This window comes from Alkaliphilus transvaalensis ATCC 700919, assembly GCF_000621485.1.
GTDB classification, from domain to species: domain Bacteria; phylum Bacillota; class Clostridia; order Peptostreptococcales; family Natronincolaceae; genus Alkaliphilus; species Alkaliphilus transvaalensis.
In genome coordinates this window covers 57452-77716 of sequence record NZ_KK211287.1, presented here as the reverse complement: position 1 = coordinate 77716, position 20265 = coordinate 57452, and the positions used below count along the sequence as shown (strand labels likewise).

Sequence of the window (20265 nt, the reverse complement as noted above, 5' to 3'; positions counted from 1 at the left end):
ATTGTTTTACATATTAGTTAGTACCTGTATCGCTTCATTAATGTCAGGTAATTCTTGAGAATAATACACTTTAACCCAACTTACTTTTCCAGTTTCATCAATTATTATATTGGCTCTTACTGATACCCCCTGTTCATCATTAAATAGCCCGTAGGCTTTAGCAACCTTACCGTGGGGCCAAAAATCTGATGGAAGGCTTACATTTTCAATGCATAGGGCTGTAGACCAAGCTTTTTTACAAGGTGGCGCATCTACACTAAAACCCAAAGGTATTGTATTAAGCTTTTGAAAGGTTTGCCAATTATTTTCTAAAGACCTCATTTGATCTGTACATACGGGAGTCCAAGCAAGGGGATGCCAAGATAACAATACTTTTTTTCCACGATAATCAGATAGACTAATTGTTTGATCCTTTTGATCTTTTATTGTAAAATTTGGAGCTTCACTACCTACCTCAATTACATTCATCATTTTCTCTCCTCTCTAGATCTATAGCCTTATATTACCCTCGATTTATTATTTTTATGAAGCTACTCTTTGTATTGACTTTATAAAGTAAATTCTATATCTTAATAATAAAAGAAATGACTTAATCAAAGATAATAGAATTTTAGTTTTTTACTCGATTAATTTAGAAGGTGACTATATGGCTAATATACCAAAACATTTAATAGAAAAAATAAGGGATATACCTGCTAAACCTGGTATATATCAAATGAAGGACTCTTATGGGAATGTAATTTACATTGGAAAGAGCAAGACTTTAAAGTCGAGGGTAAGATCATATTTTAGCACCCAGCATGAGTGGAATAAGATTAAGCGAATGGTGTTTCATATCCATGATATCAATATTATATTGACAGACACCCACCTTGAGGCCCAACTGCTGGAATGTGCCTTAATTAAAAAGATTAAACCCCTATACAATTCTCAATTTAAAAATGATAAAAAATACTGTTATCTAAAGATTGAGGAGTCCAACTCCCCTACGCCACTAGCAATTGTCCATGAAAAGGAAGATGAGTTTTGCTTTGGACCTTATCGAAACAAAAATGCCCTTTTAGGATTAATTGATTTCTTTAAGAAGAGTTATCCAATTTTAAAAAGTATAGGAGAATATCAGTTTACATATAAGATACTACCCCATCCTTTAGAGCTAAAGGAATTTGAAAGAAACAGAAGTAACTTAATGGAAATCTTCACTTTAAAGGATTCTATGGAAACATTTTTAAAGACTTTAGAGAAGAAAATGAATTTAGCTGCTGCAGATTATCAATTTGAGACAGCTTCAATCTATCGAGATATAGGAAACTATATTAAATATCTCTATGAAAACAATATGCATAAACAAGATGATTTAAGTCCTAAAAGGGTTTTAATGGGAGAGGCCTTAGAAAATGGTTATAAGCTGTTTTATGTTTTAAATGGTAATTTAATTTTAAAAAAGAAGTTTGAGAGAATTACAGAAGAAGAAATTAATCAATTCATATTATTGGGGAAAACTATGGAGACCAAAGCACCCCAAAAAAAGAGTGAGAAAAGCCAATTAGATTTTAAAGCTATTATTAATATTGAAATGCAAGAAGACTCGAAGGCAATTTTAGATTTAGGCGACTGGCCTACGACTTCTGAAGTGAATCTTTTTGTAAAAAAACTAAATAGATGAAGTGTTTTAGCTGGTTAAAGTAATTTTAACTAGCTTTTTTATACCCTATAAAAAAACATGATAAGGCCAAATCACCAAGTCTATTTTAATGATTTTAATTTTTTAAATATAAAAGAACTGTATATAATAGGTTTCAACGAAATATAATAGGTTTCAACGAAGTCATCCTTAAATCTTCCGAAAGAAGACTTTGTTTATATTAAGGAAATATGCTTTAAATCTATTTCTTGCTTCAACAACATGTTGACTTTTGGTTACTTGACAGATAATTAGATTTCCCAATTTCTTTAGGTGTATTTTGGAAAAATAAATTGACCAGTGTGGTCTAATGATGATATAATTCAATTAGACCACACTGGTCTAAAATTATAAAGGAGGGAATTATCATCGCTGAAACATTTGAAAATTTGGATCAAGAGAAACAAAAGAGAATATTAGAGGCGGCATATGGAGAATTTGCTGATCATGGATTTAAAAATGCCTCCACCAATCGGATTGTAAAGGCCGCTGGAATCGGTAAGGGGATGTTATTCTATTACTTTAAGAGTAAAACAGATCTTTATAAGTATTTGATTGAGTATGGAATCGATTTTGTTATTAATGAGTATTTTAGCCTACTTAACGATAGCGAAGGAGATTTCATTGAAAGATATAAACAGGCAGCAAAAGTAAAATTAAGGGCCTATATAATACATCCCTATATATTTAATTTTTTTGGTACTCTTTACATTAATCTAGAGGCAGGTATATCTAAAGAATTTTCAGAGCAGCTAATGAACCGACTGATGGAAGTTCGATCACTAGGTTATTCAAAGATTTTTAGTAATATTGATACATCCCTTTTTAGAGAAGACTTACCAGCAGAAAAGGTTATTAAAATGATCCATTGGTTAATCGAAGGTTATGAAAAAGAGCTTACCAATCAACTGAAGGGACAAAAGTTATCTGCAATGAACTTCGATCCCTATTGGGAGGATTTCTTTAATTATCTTGATACGTTAAAACTAGTATTTTATAAAAATTAAAAGGAGGGGTAAGAGATGTCTATTTTAAAAACTGCAAATCTAACAAAAAAGTTTGGAAAGTTTACAGCTTTAGATGGGGTTAATTTAGAAGTAAATAAAGGGGAAGTATTCGGATTTATAGGTCCAAATGGAGCAGGTAAAACGACTACAATACGGGTGTTGTTGGGGATATTAAAAGCAACAGAAGGAGAAGCAAAAATCTTTGGGAAGGATGCATGGAAAGAGGCCGTAGAGATTCATAAGCAAATTGCCTATGTACCTGGAGATGTAAGCCTTTGGTCTAATCTAACGGGTGGAGAGGTAATTGATCTTTTTGTTAAGTTAAGGGGTACTAACAACAAAAACCGTAGAGAAGAACTTATTGAGAGATTTAACTTAGATCCTAGTAAAAAATGTAGAACCTATTCAAAGGGAAATCGTCAAAAAGTAGCCCTAATTGCAGCTTTTGCTTCCGATGCAGAGCTATATATACTAGATGAGCCAACTTCTGGTTTAGATCCATTGATGGAAAAGGTGTTTCAAGAGTGTGTCATGGAAGCTAAAATGGCAGGTAAAAGTATATTTCTTTCGAGTCACATTCTATCAGAGGTAGAAAAATTGTGTGATAAAGTTAGTATTATTCGCCAAGGAAAGATTATAGAATCGGGTACATTAGACGAGCTTCGTCACTTAACTAGAACAAGTGTATTGGTGGAAACAAAACAAACGATAAAGGCTTTAAGCGAGTTAAATGGTGTACATGATATCCAAATAAAGGACCATAGTCTAACCTTTCAAGTAGATTCAGAAGAGTTAGGAAATGTTATTAAATATATCAGTCAGTTTGAAATTGTTAAGTTTGAAAGCGCACCACCTACACTAGAAGATTTATTTATGCGCCATTATAAAGGAGTTGGAGGTGCTTTATAATGTCAAAACAATTATACAGTAATACTTGGAAATACACCCATCTATTATTGAGACGAGATCGTATTCGTGTTTCAATTTGGATCTTAGCTATTATTTTAATAACCCTTGTGATTGCACCAGCCTACACTCAATTATATCCTACTCAGCAGGATAGATTAATGGCTGCAGAGACCATGAATAACCCAGCAATAATTGCTATGCTTGGCCCTGCTTATGGTATAGATAATTATACCTATGGCGCTATTATGGCCCACCAAATGCTACTATTTACAGCCATAGCTGTAGCAATTATGAGTATTTTACTGGTCAATCGTCACACTAGAGGAGATGAAGAAGAAGGTCGTCTAGAAGTAATTCGTTCCCTGCCTGTAGGGAGGTTATCGAATTTAAGTGCAGCTGTAATCTTCTTAATCGCAATTAATTTGATTTTATCTCTTTTGCTGGGGTTTGGCTTATATCTAACAGGAATTGAAAGTCTTGATTTACAGGGCTCATTATTATATGGGGCAACCTTAGGTGCAACAGGAATATTCTTTACAGCCATTACTGCATTATTTGCCCAACTTTCATCTACCACCAGAGGTACAGTTGGTTTTTCCTTTACTTTCTTAGGGCTTGCCTATCTAATTCGTGCAGTTGGTGATGTTGGTGGTGGGGCTCTATCTTGGCTTTCTCCCTTAGGATGGGTGCTTAGGGCAGAGGTTTATGTTAATAACTATTGGTTGCCAATTTTCCTAACCATAGGTGCAGGGTTTGCTATTATACTCTTTGCCCTATATTTAAACTCCATTCGAGATCTAGAAGCTGGATTTATTGCAGCAAAGCCTGGTAGAAAGACTGCCTCAGTTTTTGTTCAAAGTCCCCTTGGACTAGGAATTAAACTTCAACGGGTTGGAATCATTTCATGGATTATTGGAATGTTTATACTAGGGGCATCCTATGGATCGATATTTGGTGATATTGAAGGCTATTTTGAATCAAGCGAAATGATGAGGGAAATGTTTTCCTATGGAGTAGGCTTCTCCCTAGTTGATCAGTTTATAACAGTTTTAATGTCGGTTATTTCTATGGTTGGCACTATACCAGCTTTATTAATGATATTAAAACTTAAAGGGGAAGAAAAAAGAAATCGGACAGAGCATTTATTGTCTAGAGCCGTATCTCGAACTAAATTACTAGGAAGTTTCCTTGCAATTTCAATAATTGTAGGTATTCTAGTACAGTTATTTGCAGCGATAGGATTATGGGCTGCAGGTTCGGCAGTGATGGATGCCCCACTATCCTTTAGTACTGTCTTAAGTAGTGCTATGGTTTATTTGCCAGCAATGATGATGATGGTGGGTGTAGCAGTGCTTCTGCTGGGATATCTGCCACAGGGAACAGTATTTGCTTGGCTATATTTAGGTTATTCATTTTTCGTTGTCTATTTTGGTAAGCTATTACAGGTTCCAGAATGGATGACAAAACTAACACCCTTTGGTTATGTTCCAAATTTACCAGTAGATGAGATGAATTATGTAAAGGTTTTTGCATTAACAGCTATAGCAGTAGCATTAATGTTAATTGGGTTAATCGGTTATAATAGACGGGATATACAAGGGTAGAGAAGCAAATTAAAACTACTCGATACAATATCAAATAAGCTATTAGAAATAACATTTAAAATCTATATATTTAATAATCTGTAAAACAAACTATTAATACAACCTATAAATAAACTATAAAATAAATTGTAAAATAACCTACAAAATCATCTTTTAAGTAAACCATCAAGTGGATTGAATCTGCTTGGTGGTTTTTTATGAACAGTAAAATGAACAAACAAACCAAACTAAATAAGATATATTGTAATTCTATATTCTAACCTTATAAAAACTAATTGAAATAAAAAAATTAATATGGAATAAACTAATAAAGATAAGTATATAGACCAAGTGAGGAACTACAATGAAAATTAGATGGTTTAAATGGTTTAATAAGAAAACAATAATATTATTTGTTATATTACTAAGCCTTGCTATTTTTTTTATATGGAAATATGAAGCATGGCGGTATATTTCAATTGATTACATAAAAAATTTTACTAAAGGGCTTAAACAATTAGGAAGTATTGGAGTAGTTTTGTATATTATTGCTTTCGTTTTGGCAACCCTTATGTTTTTACCAAGCTTGCCCTTTGTTATTTTGGGGGGGATTACCTATGGCACCCTGAAGGGAATCATCTATGCGTCTATAGGAGATTTGGGTGGCGCTATAATCGCATTTATTATGGCTAGGTACATTATGAGGCAAAGGGTAGAAAAAAAACTAAAGAGAAATAAGCGGTTTCATGAAATTAATAAAGGTGTTAGACAAGAAGGATGGAGAATTTTAATTTTAACTAGAATGGTTCCAATAATACCCCATTGCCTACAAAACTATGCCTATGGATTAACCTCAATCTCTTTTAAAACCTACAGTTTAACTTCTTTACTTTGTATAGTGCCGCCAATTGCAGTATGGGTTATTGCAATTAATAAGGTTGGTAGCAGGGGATATGATCCCCAGAAAACAATAATCTATATAGGGGTTGCAGCAGTGGCCTTTATCATTATTAGCTATATTCCTAAATTGATTTTTAAGAGAAGTGATTTGCTTAAAAAGACAAAATAGTTATAATAGATAATAAAAATCAGCAGGTAAGGAACCTTTAGAGGATTTTATCGAAAAGTGCTTTTACGGAATATAAGGTAATACTATAATCAAAAGGATTACTTTTCTATCCTTTCATCCAGAAAATCGTGTTAAGAAAAGCCTTTATGAAAAGCTTTAACTTTAAAGATACAGGTAGAGTTTTGATGGCGATTTATTATATAGTTTAATAATGTAGACAATTTGAGAACCCCTAGTATATTTCACTGGGGGTTTTATAATACAAAAAATCCATCCCATCAAATGATCTGTACTAAAGTCTTTAATACTTTCCCTAGAGAACTGAATTTAAAATCCCAACCAAAAACCTGTTAGCTTTAAAAAATAATGGGTAATCCATTACTAAAGATAAAAATATAATATTATATACAAACATATTTTTATAACGAATAGGAAGTTCCACTTTAATTATTATTAAAAAAGAGAACTTTACGTAATGAGTTTCAAGATAAGCAGATAACCAATTTAATGGATTAAATTGTGTAAGTCGCTTAGTGTTTTCACCTAAAGTCATCCTATAAATCTTCCGAAGGAAGACTGTGTTCTTATTAGTTATCGATAAAAAACCTTTAAATATTAAAATTTCAAAGTTAATAGCAAGTTATTGTTAAAAACTAATTTATCATTGAAAATGTATATTGTATACTGTATACTATAGTTAATAATAATCATTATCAATAAATAAAAGTTATTATTTTAAAAAGGAAATTGCATAATACCATAAACCTGAATTTATATTCGTTTTATGCAAAGATAAAAGCTGAGTGGTGCATTGTGAAAAGCAGATGGCCTAAAATATAAATTTAATATTAATTATGAAATTTCCTTAATAGATTATTTCTTGAATATATGATTTTAAAGCTGAATAAGAAAAGGAGAATGTGTATGAAAAAATACAATCTTTTAATAGGTGGTTCAGCCGGTCAAGGCATGGACACATTAGCCCACAATATAGAAAAAATATTACAAAGAACAGGTTACCACCTATTTTCAAACAAAGACTATGAGTCAAGAGTTAGAGGAGGACATAATTTCACTCAAATTCGATTTAGCATCGAACCTGTTGGCTCCCATTCAAATGAAATTGATTTGATTATTGCATTAAATGACGAAACTGTTGAAGTACATCGTGAAAAGTTAGTTGAAGGTGGCGCTATTTTATGCGACGAAAAGATTCTATCTTTAGAGGAAGGTGTCTTCTCTTTACCTATCGTAGCAGGAGCAAAGGAAGTAGGAGACGTAAGGACTCAAACAACAATTGCCTTTGGAGCTTTTGTTAAACTATTTAATTTAGATTTTGAACTAGCAAAAACAATTATTAATGATGTCTTTAAAGGTGAAATTTTAGCTAAAAATCAAAAAGCCTTAGAAATAGGTTACAACATGGCAGTTTCCCACTACGAACTTGAAAAGCCAGAAGCTGAAACTCGTATGCTAATCAATGGAAATCAAGCCATCGGCTTAGGGGCTTTAGCAGGGGGTGTAACCTTCTACGGAGCATATCCAATGACCCCCTCAACAAGCATTATGACCTACTTAGCGTCAAAACAAGGAGAGTCAGATATTGTTGTTGAACAGGCAGAAGACGAAATTGCAGCCATTAACATGGTCTTGGGAGCATCCTATGCCGGGGTTCGTGCCATGACAGGTACATCTGGGGGCGGATTCTCCTTAATGGTAGAAACATTGGGGCTATCGGGCATTGCAGAACTACCTCTAGTTGTTGTTAATGTCCAAAGACCAGGGCCAGCAACTGGATTGCCAACAAGAACAGAACAAAGTGACCTAAGTTTTATTCTAACAGCTTCCCACGGTGAAATTCCAAGAATGGTATTGGCTGTAAGAAATCCAGAAGATGCCTTCTATCAAACCACTAGAGCATTAAATATTGCCGAGGAATATCAGATTCCTGTCATTATATTAAGCGACCAGTATTTAGCCGATGCAAACCAAACAATAGAACCTTTTGATTTATCTAAAGTAACCATCGACCGACATTTAGCAACGTTCGACCCAAATGACACAGAAAGAATCTATAATCGTTATGAATTCACAGAAAATGGCATATCACCTAGAATTATACCAGGAAAGGTAAAGGGGCAAGTGGTCTTTATTGACAGTGATGAGCATGATGAATCTGGTCATATTATCGAAGATGCAGAAACCCGTATAAAAATGATGGATAAACGTATGAAGAAATTAAACCTATTAAAAGAAATTGTTATAGAACCAGAATATTACGGAGTCGAAACACCAGACATTCTTCTAGTAGGGTGGGGTTCAACCCAAGGGAACATTAAGGAAGCTGTTGATCTATTAAATAGTGAAGGAAAAAAAGTTGGAGGTTTAATTTTTGGAGACATCTATCCTCTACCTACAAAATTATTAGAACAGTACACTGGCATTGCTAAAACTGTTATCAATGTAGAGCAAAACTATACAGGACAATTAGCTAAATTAATACGACAAGAAACAGGTGTTACCATAGATAAAAGCATCTTAAAGTTTGATGGAAGACAAATACTTCCTATGGAAATTGTAGATTTTGTAAGAAGAGAGGTGCTGTAGAATGACAAACTTAAACCCAATCAATACAAAACAATTTGACTCAGTAAAAAATGCATGGTGCCCAGGTTGCGGTAATCACGGTATTTTAGCCGCCTTAAAACAAGCTTTAGCAGAGCTAGGGTTAGAGCCCCACGAAATATTAATTACATCGGGTATAGGGCAAGCAGCCAAGACACCTCAATATATTAGAACCAATGGATTCAATGGCCTTCATGGTAGAGCCCTACCCCCAGCATTGGGAGCCCATATAGCCAATAAAGATTTGAAAATATGCATCACATCAGGTGATGGTGACACCTTTGGTGAAGGCGGTAATCACGCCCTCCATAATATGAGACGAAATATTGATGTTGCCCATTTCGTCCACGATAATCAAATCTATGGATTAACAAAGGGGCAGGCATCACCAACAACCTTTCCAGGGCATGTAACCAGTGTTCAAACAGAAGGGGTAATTAACCAAACCTTAAACCCTATAGCCTTTGCAATTGTTAGCGGTGCTACCTTTGTAGCAAGAACCTTCTCAGGAGACAGAGAGCATCTAGTTCCAATTATTAAGGCAGCGATACAGCATAAAGGATACGCATTAGTAGATATCATGCAACCTTGCGTTATCTTTAATAAAGAAAATACCTATCAATGGTATAGAGAAAACCTATATCAATTACCAGAGGATCATGATCCAACTAATAAAATAGAGGCACTATCAAGGGCCTTCGAATATGAAGAAGGTAAAGGTGTACCAATGGGGATATTCTATCAGGTGGAGAAACCAACTTTTATAGACCAGATTCCTAAATTAAGGGATGGAAAGCCACTAGTAGACCTAGAGTTAAACCCAATGAAGGCAGAGAAATTTATAAAAGAGTTTCTATAAAGATTTCTATATAGAATTATATAAAAAGGCTCTCCGATAGACGCAGTAAAAATTTAACTGCTATCTTTAGGGGAGTCTATATTTTTTCATATAAATCTTTCGATAAGGGGTTATCCAATGGTTACAGTATAAAATTATGGGTATAAACCATACTAATAAAAATGTATACTAATTTAGTAGGGTATCATACTATAGTGGAATACTCTACAATAATCTTGTTTAAGGGATAAGGAGCGATCACATGGCAAATAAACTTCTTACAATAACTAATCTAACTACAAAGGTAGAAGATAAAGAAATATTAAAAGGTTTAAATTTAGAAGTAAATAAAGGAGAAATACATGTAATCATGGGACCAAACGGGGCAGGTAAATCAACCCTTGCCTATACATTAATGGGGCACCCAAGATATGAAGTAGTTGAAGGAGATATCCTTTGGGAAGATGAGATTATCAATGAGCTTTCTCCTGATGAAAGGGCTAAAAAGGGGATTTTTCTGTCCTTTCAACACCCAGAAGAAATTCCAGGAATCACAGTTGAAAATTTTTTAAGAACAGCTAAAGCTGCAATAACAGAAAAAAATCAAAGTATCTTAGCCTTTAATAAGTTGTTACGGGAAAAGGCTCAATTATTGAGTATAGATGAAAAGTATTTATCAAGATACTTAAATGAAGGTTTTTCTGGAGGAGAAAAGAAAAAAAATGAAATTCTTCAAATGGCTGTCCTAGAGCCTAAGTTAGCAATATTAGACGAAACAGACTCTGGTTTAGATGTTGATGCAATTAAGATTGTAGCAGAGGGAGTTAAGAAGATAAAAGAAGAGGAAACCGCTATCATTATCATCACCCATCATAATAAAATTTTAGATTATTTAAAGCCAGATGTTGTTCATGTGTTATTAGAGGGAAAAGTTGTTAAAACAGGAGATATGACCTTAGCGAGGGAAATAGAGGCTTCTGGTTATGAAGAACTTAAAAACCAATTTTCTATAAAGTAGAGGTGGGACCATGGAAAAGAAAAAGACTTATGTAGAAGACATAGATCGTGGTATATATGATGTTAAAAATGAGGTTCGATACAGTTATAAATCAGAAAAAGGATTAACGGCAAAGATTGTTGAAGAAATTTCAAAAACTAAAAATGAACCCCAATGGATGACAGATTTTAGACTTAAATCTTTAGAAATCTATAATAAAAAACCTATTCCAACTTGGGGTGCAGATCTATCAGAATTAGACATAGAAAATATCGTCACTTATATAAAGCCCGATACAGAGATGAAGCATAGTTGGGAAGACGTGCCAGAAGATATTAAAAAGACCTTTGATTTATTGGGAATCCCCCAAGCTGAAAGGGCATCATTAGCGGGGGTTGGGGCACAGTATGACTCAGAGGTAGTTTATCATAACATGAGGGAAGACTTAGCAAAGCAAGGTGTTATTTATACAGATATGGAAACAGCCATTAAGGATTACGAAGAGATTGTTAAAGACTACTTTATGAAGCTAGTCCCTCCAAATGACCATAAATTTGCCGCCCTTCATGGAGCTGTCTGGTCTGGTGGATCCTTTGTATATGTCCCAGAAGGGGTGAATGTAGACATACCCCTACAATCTTATTTTAGATTAAATGCACCTGGGGCAGGTCAGTTTGAGCATACTTTAATTATTGTTGAAAAGGGTGCAAACCTACACTTTATAGAAGGTTGTTCAGCCCCAAAACATTCTGTAATAAACCTACATGCAGGTTGTGTAGAGCTTTTTGTTAAGGAAGATGCAAGGCTTCGTTACAGCACAATCGAAAACTGGTCTAGAAACATGTATAACCTAAATACAAAACGAGCAGTAGTAGATCGAAATGGAATCATTGAATGGGTTTCTGGCTCCTTTGGTTCAAGGGTTTCTATGTTATATCCTATGAGTATCTTAAGGGGAGAAGGGGCGAAGTCAGAGTTTACAGGAATCACCTTTGCCTCAAAGGGACAGTATTTAGATACGGGAACAAAGGTTGTTCACGCTGCTCCCTATACTACTTCCAGTGTCAATTCAAAATCAATCTCTAAGGGTGGCGGTCATGCCTTTTATAGAGGTCTCTTAAGGGTAGCCCCCAACGCCCATAATTGTAAGTCGACAGTTTCCTGTGAATCTTTAATGTTAGATAATGAATCTAGATCAGATACTTTACCTATTATAGAACTAAATAATGACAACATCGACATCGGCCATGAGGCGAAGATTGGAAGAATCAGTGATGAAGCAATTTTCTACCTAATGAGTCGAGGGATTAGTGAGGAAGAGGCTAAGGCTATGATTGTAAGGGGCTTTGTAGAACCAATATCTAAAGAGTTACCTCTTGAATATGCCGTAGAGATGAATAATCTAATAAAACTAGAGCTTGAGGGCGCTATTGGCTAAAGGAGGATTAGAATGTATAATCTTGAGATGATCAACACAATAAAAAATTACCCCGATTGGGTAAAGGAATATAGAAAAGAAAAGCTAAAGAACTTTAACGAAGCTTCTATTCCTTCTTGGAAAAGAATAAATATAGGCGAAATTACCCTACCAGAATATAGAGATTACTATAAATCTTTTATTAAGCCGACAAAAAAACAAGAAGGAGTTTATATAGAAGAAACAATAAAGGGATTAAATGACTTTAATAACTTTAATAAGCTTAATAACCTTAACAACCTTAATAAATATTTATCGGTAGAAGAATCCTACGGGGTATCAGATAAATTTGTTGCCTTTGGAGAAGCCCTTTTTAATTCTGGGTTTCTGATCAAGATCGATAGAAAAACTAAGGCTGAAGAGATTATTAAGATGAAATATACTCTTGATGAAGCTAACCCACTGGTGATAGACCATAATATTATTGTAGGGGAAGAAGATAGTGAAGTAACCGTTGTTATTGACTATTCCTCCGACGATGGTGGTAACAGTCAAGTATTTCATAATGGAATAACAAAGGTCTTTGCAAAAGATGGAGCAAAAATAAATATCATAAAGATACAAAGGCTCAATAATAAAGCAATTAATCTTGATTCTAATATTACTTTTATTGGTCGAGACGCACAGGTAAATTGGGTTTTAATTGATATTGGTGGAGAAATTAATGTAGTAAATTATATTAGTAATTTAGAAGGCGTTGAAAGTCAGTCAAACCTAAAATCCATCTATCTTGGTGATGGAGAAAGTAAGCAAGATTTAAGTTATACTATGAATCACAAAGGAATGAGAAGTCTAAGTAAAATAGAGGCCCGTGGTGCATTAAAGGACAACGCCAAAAAAGTATTTAGGGGAAATCTTGATTTTAAAAAGGGTTCTCGAAGAAGTAAAGGGGATGAAGCAGAGTATGTGTTACTACTAGACAAAAATGTACGATCCCATTCTATTCCAGTCCTATTTTCCCATGAGGATGATGTAGAAGGTAACCATGCTGCTAGTGCAGGACAGATTGATGCTAACCAACTTTTTTATCTAATGAGCCGAGGGTTAAAGGAAAAGGAGGCAAAAAAACTTATTGTCGAAGCTTCCTTTAGCCATATATTAGATGATATACCAGATCTCGAACTTAGGGAGGTTGTTGATGCAGAAATCCATAGGAGGTTAGTTTATGTATAACTTCGATGTAAACAACATAAGAAGAGATTTTCCCATTCTTAATCAAAAAATCAATGATCAACCTTTAATCTACCTTGATAGTGGAGCAACAGCCCATAAACCGAATATAGTACTAGAGGAAATTAAAAAATATTATGAGATCAAAAACGCTAATCCCCATCGAGGGGCATATCAGTTAAGTGTCCTTTCAACAGAGGTGTATGAAAATACTAGGGAGCTAGTGAGGGGTTTCATTAATGCAAAATCCACTAAAGAAATAATTTTTACTAAAAATACAACAGAATCACTAAATTTAATAGCTTTTTCCTATGGAATGAATTTTATTAAAGAAGGGGATGAAATTGTTCTTTTAATTGCAAATCATCATAGTAATATTGTCCCTTGGCAACAGGTGGCAAAGACAAAAAGAGCCCATTTAAAATACATGTATTTAGATGATGAAGGAAGACTAACAGAAGATGAGATGAAAGAAAAAATATCACCAAAAACAAAACTTGTAAGCCTTTGCGATGTTTCTAATGTCTTGGGCACTGTTTACCCTGTGAAGTCAGTAATCGACTATGCCCACAAAATGGGGGCCATCGTTGTTGTAGATGGAGCCCAAGGGCTACCCCATAGAAAGGTAGATGTAACGGAACTGGATGCAGATTTTTACGCCTTTTCTGCCCATAAAATGTTGGGACCAATGGGGTTTGGGGTGCTATACGGTAAAGAGGAACTATTAAATGAAATGCCTCCCTTTTTAACCGGTGGAAACATGATCGAATATGTTTCAGAAGAAGAAACCACCTTTGCAGAACTTCCCTACAAGTTTGAGGCAGGAACCCAAAATGTTTCTGGTGCAGCTGGTTTAGCAGCAGCAATTAACTATTTAAATGAAATTGGTATGGATAACATTACAGCCTATGAAAAAGATTTAACAGCCTATGCCCTAAATAAATTATTAGAAATAGACTATTTAAAGATTTATGGACCTAAAACCATGAAAGATCGGGGCGGAGTAATTTCCTTCACCGTTGAAGGGGCCCATCCCCATGATGTAGCCAGTATTTTAGATGCCTATGGTGTGGCTATCCGTTCTGGACATCATTGTGCACGTCCCCTGATGAACTTTTTAGGGGTGGCAGCAACATCGAGGGCAAGTTTTTATTTTTATAATACTTTTGAAGAGATCGATGTTTTCGTTGATTCAATCAAAAAAGTGAGGAAGTGGTTAGGAAGTGGATCTTAATACAATATACACTGAACTGATTATTCAACATAGTCAAAACTCCCACAACAAAAGACAGCTCCCCATAGCAGATTTTAAAGAACGGGGCCATAACCCCAGTTGTGGAGACGATATTACCTTAGAAATAAAGCTAAGGGATAATATAATAGAAGATGCCTCCTATACAGGGGTTGGTTGTGCCATATCTCAGGCATCTACTTCTATTATGATTGATTTAATTAAGGGAAAAAGCAAAGAAGAAGCTTTAGATATGGTGGAAACCTTTTTAGCCATGATTAAAAAAGATATAACCGACGAAGAAGAACTTGAAAAGCTTGAAGATGCCATTGCTATGAAAAATATTTCAAATATGCCAGCAAGGGTTAAATGTGCAGTATTAGCATGGCATACCTTAAAGGAAATAATAAAATAAAGTCAAAAAATCGATATTAATCTAAAGAGAAGTCTAGGAAGTTTAGGCTTTTCTTTCTTTTTTGAATAATACCAACAAATAACTGATATTTCTTATGTAAATATATGTAAAAAAGAGGTAATGAAGAAGTTGTTATAGAAAAACTAAAAAGTAGACCTATTGTCCTTATGGAACAAAGGACACTTCGACTGCAAAGGAGTCTTGCCTTAAGGTATATTTACTAAGTAGTTAGAGGAATATAATAAGTAGTCTATGGCTCTGGTGACCATAGGGCAGAAGATGTAGGGAGGGATTTTAACCATGAGGGTATTTATTGGTATTGATATAGACGAAGAATTGAAGAAGGAAATTGACCAACTACAACAGCAGTTTAAAATACATTCAACGAAGGGAAAATGGAAGGATAAAAATAATCTTCATATAACATTGAAATATCTAGGAGAAGCAGATTCAATACAGATGGATGAAATAGATGGTGTTATGAAGAAGATTTGTTATAACAGGAAGTCTTTTAAACTCCAACTAGGAGACTTAGGAATATTTCCCGGAAATAACGCTATAAGGGTATTGTGGCTTGGTGTGACTGGAGATTTAGAGAATCTTCATGAACTTTATAAAGACATTGACAAAGAGATGCTGGGTATCGGTTTTTCACTAGAAAAAAGAGGTTATACCCCCCATATCACCATTGGTCAAAATGTTGTTTATAGTGGTGAGCTAGTATCCCATTTAAAAGGAGAAATTTTAGTAGAAAAAGTTTATCTATTTAAAAGTCATCGGGTTGAAGGTAGGCTCACATACACTAAAATAAAGGAGTATCCTTTACATTAATTAAGATGCTACTTACATAACCACCAAACATTTTAGTGCATGAAATGTGGAGCAGTTCATTATATGCTTTGATAAACTATAGGAGAAGGGAGGTAATATAATGGAATGGCTAGAAAGAATGAAGGGTGCGATTTATTATATTGAAGAGAACCTCAGTAATGATATTGATTATAATGAAGTAGCTAAAATAGCCTGTTGCTCAACCTATCATTTTCAGAGGATGTTTTCCTTTATAACTGATGTGCCACTATCAGAGTACATAAGGCGTCGTCGACTGACATTAGCAGCCTTTGAGCTTCAGAACTCATCGACAAAAATTCTTGATATTGCTCTGAAGTATGGTTATGATTCACCCAATTCCTTTACCCGAGCTTTTCAGAATCTTCATGGGGTTACACCATCAGTGGCAAGGGAAAAGGGAGTACAGTTAAAGGCCTATCCTAGTATTTCCTTTCATATTTCTATTAAAGGAGATGTTGAGATGAATTATAAGATCGAGGAAAAAGGAAGTTTTAAAGTTATTGGTGTAGAAGCTATTATCAATACGACTAACGAAGAGAACTTTACAACAATCCCGAAGTTCTGGCAGGAATGTGGTCATAAGGGTATACTGGAACGTTTAGGTGAGATCGAAATTAATAACAAGCTTGAGGGATTAGGGAAAACTAATTCCATTATGTGTTACCGTAATACCGGAGAGGATTCTTTCCCCTACATGATCGGAGTAATTGATTTTGATGGTAGTGCCAATGCTCCCCAAGATTTATTGTCAGTAGAAGTTAAGCCCTATACTTGGGCGATATTTAGAACAGAGGACCACGGATATGAAGATGCCTCTGAGAAAATACAAGCTGTTTGGAGACGGATATTCCCAGAATGGTTTCCCACCTCAGGGTATGAACATGATTGCGGCCCAGAACTTGAATTAACCTACAACATTGAAGGGGATCGGTTTTATTCTGAAGTATGGATTCCAGTAGTGAAGAAATAAACCTTACATACAATTTCCTTAAATATGAATAAACTTAACTCTTAAGATATCTAAGGATATCAATCGAAGGGTTGAGTTTATTTTTTTGTCAATAATCAGAATGTGTGGGTACAATTCTTTTCTTTAGGCTACGAAATACAATACAATTTCATTTTTATTATAAAATTGTATTGCAAAACGAAAAAAAATGATGTAAGCTTTAATTAAGAAACTAATTAATTAGGGGGACATAAAGTATGAAGAAGTTATCTATTTTACTTATATTAATTGTACTTATGGGTACATTGGTTGGTTGTAGTAGTGATCAGGAAGAAGTTATTAGAATGGGCTTTGTACCCATGCGGGATGGCGACAAATTAATTGAGTCGGTGGAGCCATTGGCAACATTATTAACAGAAGAAATTGGAATAAAAGTAGAAGCCTTTACCGCTACTAATTATGTAGGGGTAGTAGAAGGGTTAGGTTCTGGTCAGGTAGATTTTGGATTTATACCACCTTTTGCTTATGTTTTAGCAAATAGTGAAAGTAATGCCCAAGTAATTTTAACAGCCCTAAACAGTAGTGGTGCAAGTAGCTATCGTTCGCAATTTTTAGTAAGGGCAGATTCAGATATTACTAATTTTAATGATATCAAAGGCAAAAGAGTAGCCTTTGTAGATCCTTCATCAACATCAGGCTACCTATTCCCAGGGGCCCATTTGGTAGCAGAAGGGATAGATCTTGAGAAAGATATCCAATATTTTTATAGTGGTGGTCATGACAAATCCCTACAACTTCTTCTAAATGGAGATGTAGATGTGGCAACAACCTTTGTTGATGTAAGACAAAGATACGAAAAAGACTTTCCAAATGCCCAAGAAGAAACCAGAGTTCTGGGGTATACACAAGATATTCCAAACATTAGCGTAACAGTAAGAGGGGACTTAGAGCAAGAAATGCAAGATAAAATTCAAAATGCATTACTTACAATTGCAGCATCAGAAGAGGGGGCAGAATTATTAAAGGAACTCTTTAATATGTATGGATTTGCAGTAGCAACAGATGAAGACTATCAGGTGATTAGAGAAACGGCAGCATCAATGAATGTGGATTTAAAAGCAGGAAACTAGGAGCTGAAAAAATGGTTAAGTTAGAAAATATCTCTGTTTTATATAATCAAAAAACTTTGGCTGTTGATGATATTAGCCTAAAGGTAGAACAAGGGGAATTTCTTGGAATTATTGGATTAAGCGGAAGTGGTAAGTCGAGTCTGTTAAAAACAATTAATTTATTAGTTAAACCTTCCAAAGGAAGAATATATGTTGATGAAACCGATCTTACTAAATTAAAGGACAATAGCCTCAGACAAATAAGAAGAGAAATTGGCTTTATATTTCAAGACTACAATTTAGTAGAGCGATCATCTGTTTTAGAAAATGTACTGGTAGGAAGACTTGGCTATAAGTCTTCCTTAAAGTCTTTCTTTGGATTATTTGATAATAATGATTATAAAATTGCAACGGAGGCATTGGAACAGGTTGGACTAAAAGAAAAGACCTTTGTTCGGGCAGATCAACTTAGTGGGGGGCAAAAACAAAGGGTGGCGATAGCCAAAACCCTGTGCCAAAATCCCAAAATCATTTTAGCAGATGAACCTGTTTCTAGCTTAGATGCCTCTTCGGCTCAAATTGTAATGGACTATTTTAAAATGATAAATGAGAAGAGAAAGATCACCATCATGATTAATCTCCACGATGTCAATTTAGCGAAAAAATATTGTAGTAGAATTATTGCTTTAAAAAATGGTAGGATATTTTTTGATGAAAAAGTGGGTGATGTAGATGATCAGCAACTACAAGAACTATATCAATAAAAATAATCAAAGGACTTATGTATTGATATTTTTTTTAATCATGTCTTTAGTCTTCTTAGGATTAATGGTTAATTTTAGCTTCATAAAAATCTATAAAGGCATACCTAGTATGTATAACCTATTTGAAAGAATGATGAGCCCTAATTTAGCCTATGGACAGGAGGTATTTTCTAAACTGTTGGAAACCATAGAAATTGCTGTGACTTCTACAATTATGGGGGTATTATTAGCCATCCCCTTTGCCCTATTAACTGCTAGAAACATTACACCAAACAAATATATCTCTATAGGGTTAAATACCCTATTTTCTTTTTTAAGAACAATACCTAATCTGATATGGGCGGCACTTTTAGTTAGCATTTTTAGCATAGGGCAGTTACCAGGGATGATGGCCCTAACCATAACGGCTTTTCTTATTTCATTAAAATTATTTAAAGAAAATATAGAGACAATTAGTGAAAATCTAATTAATTCAACTAAATCTGTGGGAGCAACTCGACTGCAAATTCTTAGACATTGTGTCTTACCTACAATGTTAGAGCTTACTGTTTCGGTATTTTTTATGGTTTTTGAGACAAATATAAGGAGTGCCACCGTGTTAGGTTTAGTGGGAGCAGGGGGAATAGGTCAAATTATGTGGCGGGATCTTAATCATTTAAGATACGATAACCTTGCTACATTAATCTTAATGCTATTTATCACGATATTAACAATTGATGGACTTAGTCTATTGGTGAGAAATCAAATAAAAAAAACCTATATTCCATGTAAATCAATTGAATCCCATAGAAGATTTATTATTTTTCGTGGGATGACAATATTAGTCATATTCCTTACAATAATTTTAGGTGTGTTTAATTCGATAGATATTAATATGCTCAGATTTAAATTAGGGTTAGAGCAGGCTCAGTCGATGATCTTAAGAATGTTCTATATAGATTTAACCTATCTTCCAAGATTGTTAGAAGGAATAAAGGAGAGTTTTTTTATAGCCATCTTCTCAACTTTAACAGGAGCAATTGGGGCCCTATTCTTATCATTTTTTGCAGCCTATAATACATCACCATCTAAAGCTATGGTATTAATTTCAAAGGGGATAACTAACATATTAAGAACCTTTCCCCCCATCGTTACAGCAATTATTTTCTTTCGAGGGGTTGGTCCAGGGCCCTTAGCAGGAAGTATGGCATTAAGTATCTATACAACCGGAGTATTAACAAAGCTCTATAGTGAAGTAATCGAGCACTCCCATGAAAATACAAAGAACAGTATTTTATCTACGGGATGCAGTAATTTAATTAGTTTTAGGCATGGGATACTTCCCCAAACCCTACCTACTTTTATTAGTTTGGTATTATACCGGTTAGAGTCTAATATAAGAACTTCTACAATTTTAGGGATTATTGGAGCGGGTGGAATTGGGACGATTCTAAGTATGAATATCACTTGGAGAAATTGGGAAAGGGTAGGTCTTCTTATTTTAGGAATTGCAGTTATGGTAATGATAATAGATAGTCTAAGCTACTACCTTAGAAAGAGAATGTCTTAAGGAATTTACTTATTTAAGTGCCTCCTTTAAACTCCTT

Annotated in this window: 18 protein-coding genes; 17 read left to right on the top strand and 1 reads right to left on the bottom strand. The window is 34.5% G+C overall.

Translation table 11 applies throughout. From position 1 onward, the window contains the following. Positions 1-6: 6 nt before the first annotated feature. The gene (locus tag T335_RS0117210; RefSeq protein WP_026478633.1) at positions 7-468 is read right to left on the bottom strand and encodes a redoxin domain-containing protein; all 462 of its coding nucleotides are present in this window, start codon (positions 466-468) and stop codon (positions 7-9) included. Positions 469-646: 178 nt separating this feature from the next. Here T335_RS0117210 and T335_RS0117205 point away from each other — a divergent pair, with 178 nt between their 5' ends. From T335_RS0117205 to phnE, 17 genes are all read left to right on the top strand, one after another. Beyond that, positions 647-1666, top strand: a complete 1020-nt coding sequence (locus T335_RS0117205) for a GIY-YIG nuclease family protein (protein ID WP_026478632.1) — start codon at positions 647-649, stop codon at positions 1664-1666. A gap of 407 nt (positions 1667-2073) precedes the next feature. Then, positions 2074-2691: a TetR/AcrR family transcriptional regulator gene (locus T335_RS0117200; protein ID WP_207640692.1), complete on the top strand. Its 618-nt coding sequence runs from the start codon at positions 2074-2076 to the stop codon at positions 2689-2691. A 15-nt stretch (positions 2692-2706) separates the two neighbouring features. Continuing rightward, positions 2707-3600, top strand: coding sequence for an ABC transporter ATP-binding protein (locus T335_RS0117195; protein ID WP_026478630.1), 894 nt, complete (start codon positions 2707-2709; stop codon positions 3598-3600). Beyond that, on the top strand, positions 3600-5204 hold the full coding sequence (locus T335_RS0117190) for an ABC transporter permease (protein ID WP_026478629.1): 1605 nt from the start codon (positions 3600-3602) through the stop codon (positions 5202-5204). Before T335_RS0117195 ends, T335_RS0117190 begins: the two co-directional genes overlap by 1 nt. Before the next feature lie 343 nt (positions 5205-5547). After that, complete coding sequence (locus tag T335_RS0117185) at positions 5548-6252, top strand: TVP38/TMEM64 family protein (RefSeq protein ID WP_026478628.1); 705 nt, start codon at positions 5548-5550, stop codon at positions 6250-6252. Between the two features lie 924 nt (positions 6253-7176). After that, entirely contained in the window at positions 7177-8859 is a 1683-nt protein-coding gene (locus tag T335_RS0117175) for a 2-oxoacid:acceptor oxidoreductase subunit alpha (RefSeq protein WP_034328849.1), read from the top strand. 1 nt (position 8860) lies between these two features. Further along, complete coding sequence (locus tag T335_RS0117170) at positions 8861-9736, top strand: 2-oxoacid:ferredoxin oxidoreductase subunit beta (protein ID WP_034328847.1); 876 nt, start codon at positions 8861-8863, stop codon at positions 9734-9736. 241 nt (positions 9737-9977) lie between these two features. Beyond that, positions 9978-10733 (top strand): Fe-S cluster assembly ATPase SufC, encoded by a 756-nt coding sequence (gene sufC / locus T335_RS0117165; RefSeq protein WP_026478624.1) that lies wholly within the window; start codon positions 9978-9980, stop codon positions 10731-10733. A gap of 10 nt (positions 10734-10743) precedes the next feature. Then, positions 10744-12150, top strand: coding sequence for a Fe-S cluster assembly protein SufB (gene sufB / locus T335_RS0117160; protein ID WP_026478623.1), 1407 nt, complete (start codon positions 10744-10746; stop codon positions 12148-12150). A gap of 12 nt (positions 12151-12162) precedes the next feature. Next, on the top strand, positions 12163-13362 hold the full coding sequence (gene sufD / locus T335_RS0117155) for a Fe-S cluster assembly protein SufD (protein WP_051569384.1): 1200 nt from the start codon (positions 12163-12165) through the stop codon (positions 13360-13362). Next, positions 13355-14593, top strand: coding sequence for a cysteine desulfurase (locus T335_RS0117150; protein WP_026478621.1), 1239 nt, complete (start codon positions 13355-13357; stop codon positions 14591-14593). Before sufD ends, T335_RS0117150 begins: the two co-directional genes overlap by 8 nt. Further along, positions 14583-15005, top strand: a complete 423-nt coding sequence (sufU, locus tag T335_RS0117145; RefSeq protein WP_026478620.1) for a Fe-S cluster assembly sulfur transfer protein SufU — start codon at positions 14583-14585, stop codon at positions 15003-15005. The genes T335_RS0117150 and sufU overlap by 11 nt, the downstream gene beginning before the upstream one ends. 300 nt (positions 15006-15305) lie before the next feature. Continuing rightward, entirely contained in the window at positions 15306-15836 is a 531-nt protein-coding gene (gene thpR, locus T335_RS0117140; protein WP_026478619.1) for an RNA 2',3'-cyclic phosphodiesterase, read from the top strand. A gap of 100 nt (positions 15837-15936) precedes the next feature. Further along, positions 15937-16827, top strand: a complete 891-nt coding sequence (locus tag T335_RS0117135) for an AraC family transcriptional regulator (RefSeq protein WP_026478618.1) — start codon at positions 15937-15939, stop codon at positions 16825-16827. Positions 16828-17063: 236 nt separating this feature from the next. Beyond that, positions 17064-17936, top strand: coding sequence for a phosphate/phosphite/phosphonate ABC transporter substrate-binding protein (locus tag T335_RS0117130; RefSeq protein ID WP_026478617.1), 873 nt, complete (start codon positions 17064-17066; stop codon positions 17934-17936). 11 nt (positions 17937-17947) lie between these two features. Further along, positions 17948-18679 carry a phosphonate ABC transporter ATP-binding protein gene (phnC, locus tag T335_RS0117125; protein WP_026478616.1) on the top strand — a complete coding sequence of 244 codons (732 nt, stop codon included), beginning with the start codon at positions 17948-17950 and terminating at the stop codon, positions 18677-18679. Further along, a complete protein-coding gene (phnE, locus tag T335_RS0117120; protein ID WP_026478615.1) occupies positions 18648-20228 on the top strand; it encodes a phosphonate ABC transporter, permease protein PhnE in 1581 nt (526 codons plus the stop codon). Before phnC ends, phnE begins: the two co-directional genes overlap by 32 nt. The last annotated feature ends 37 nt before the right edge of the window (positions 20229-20265 follow it).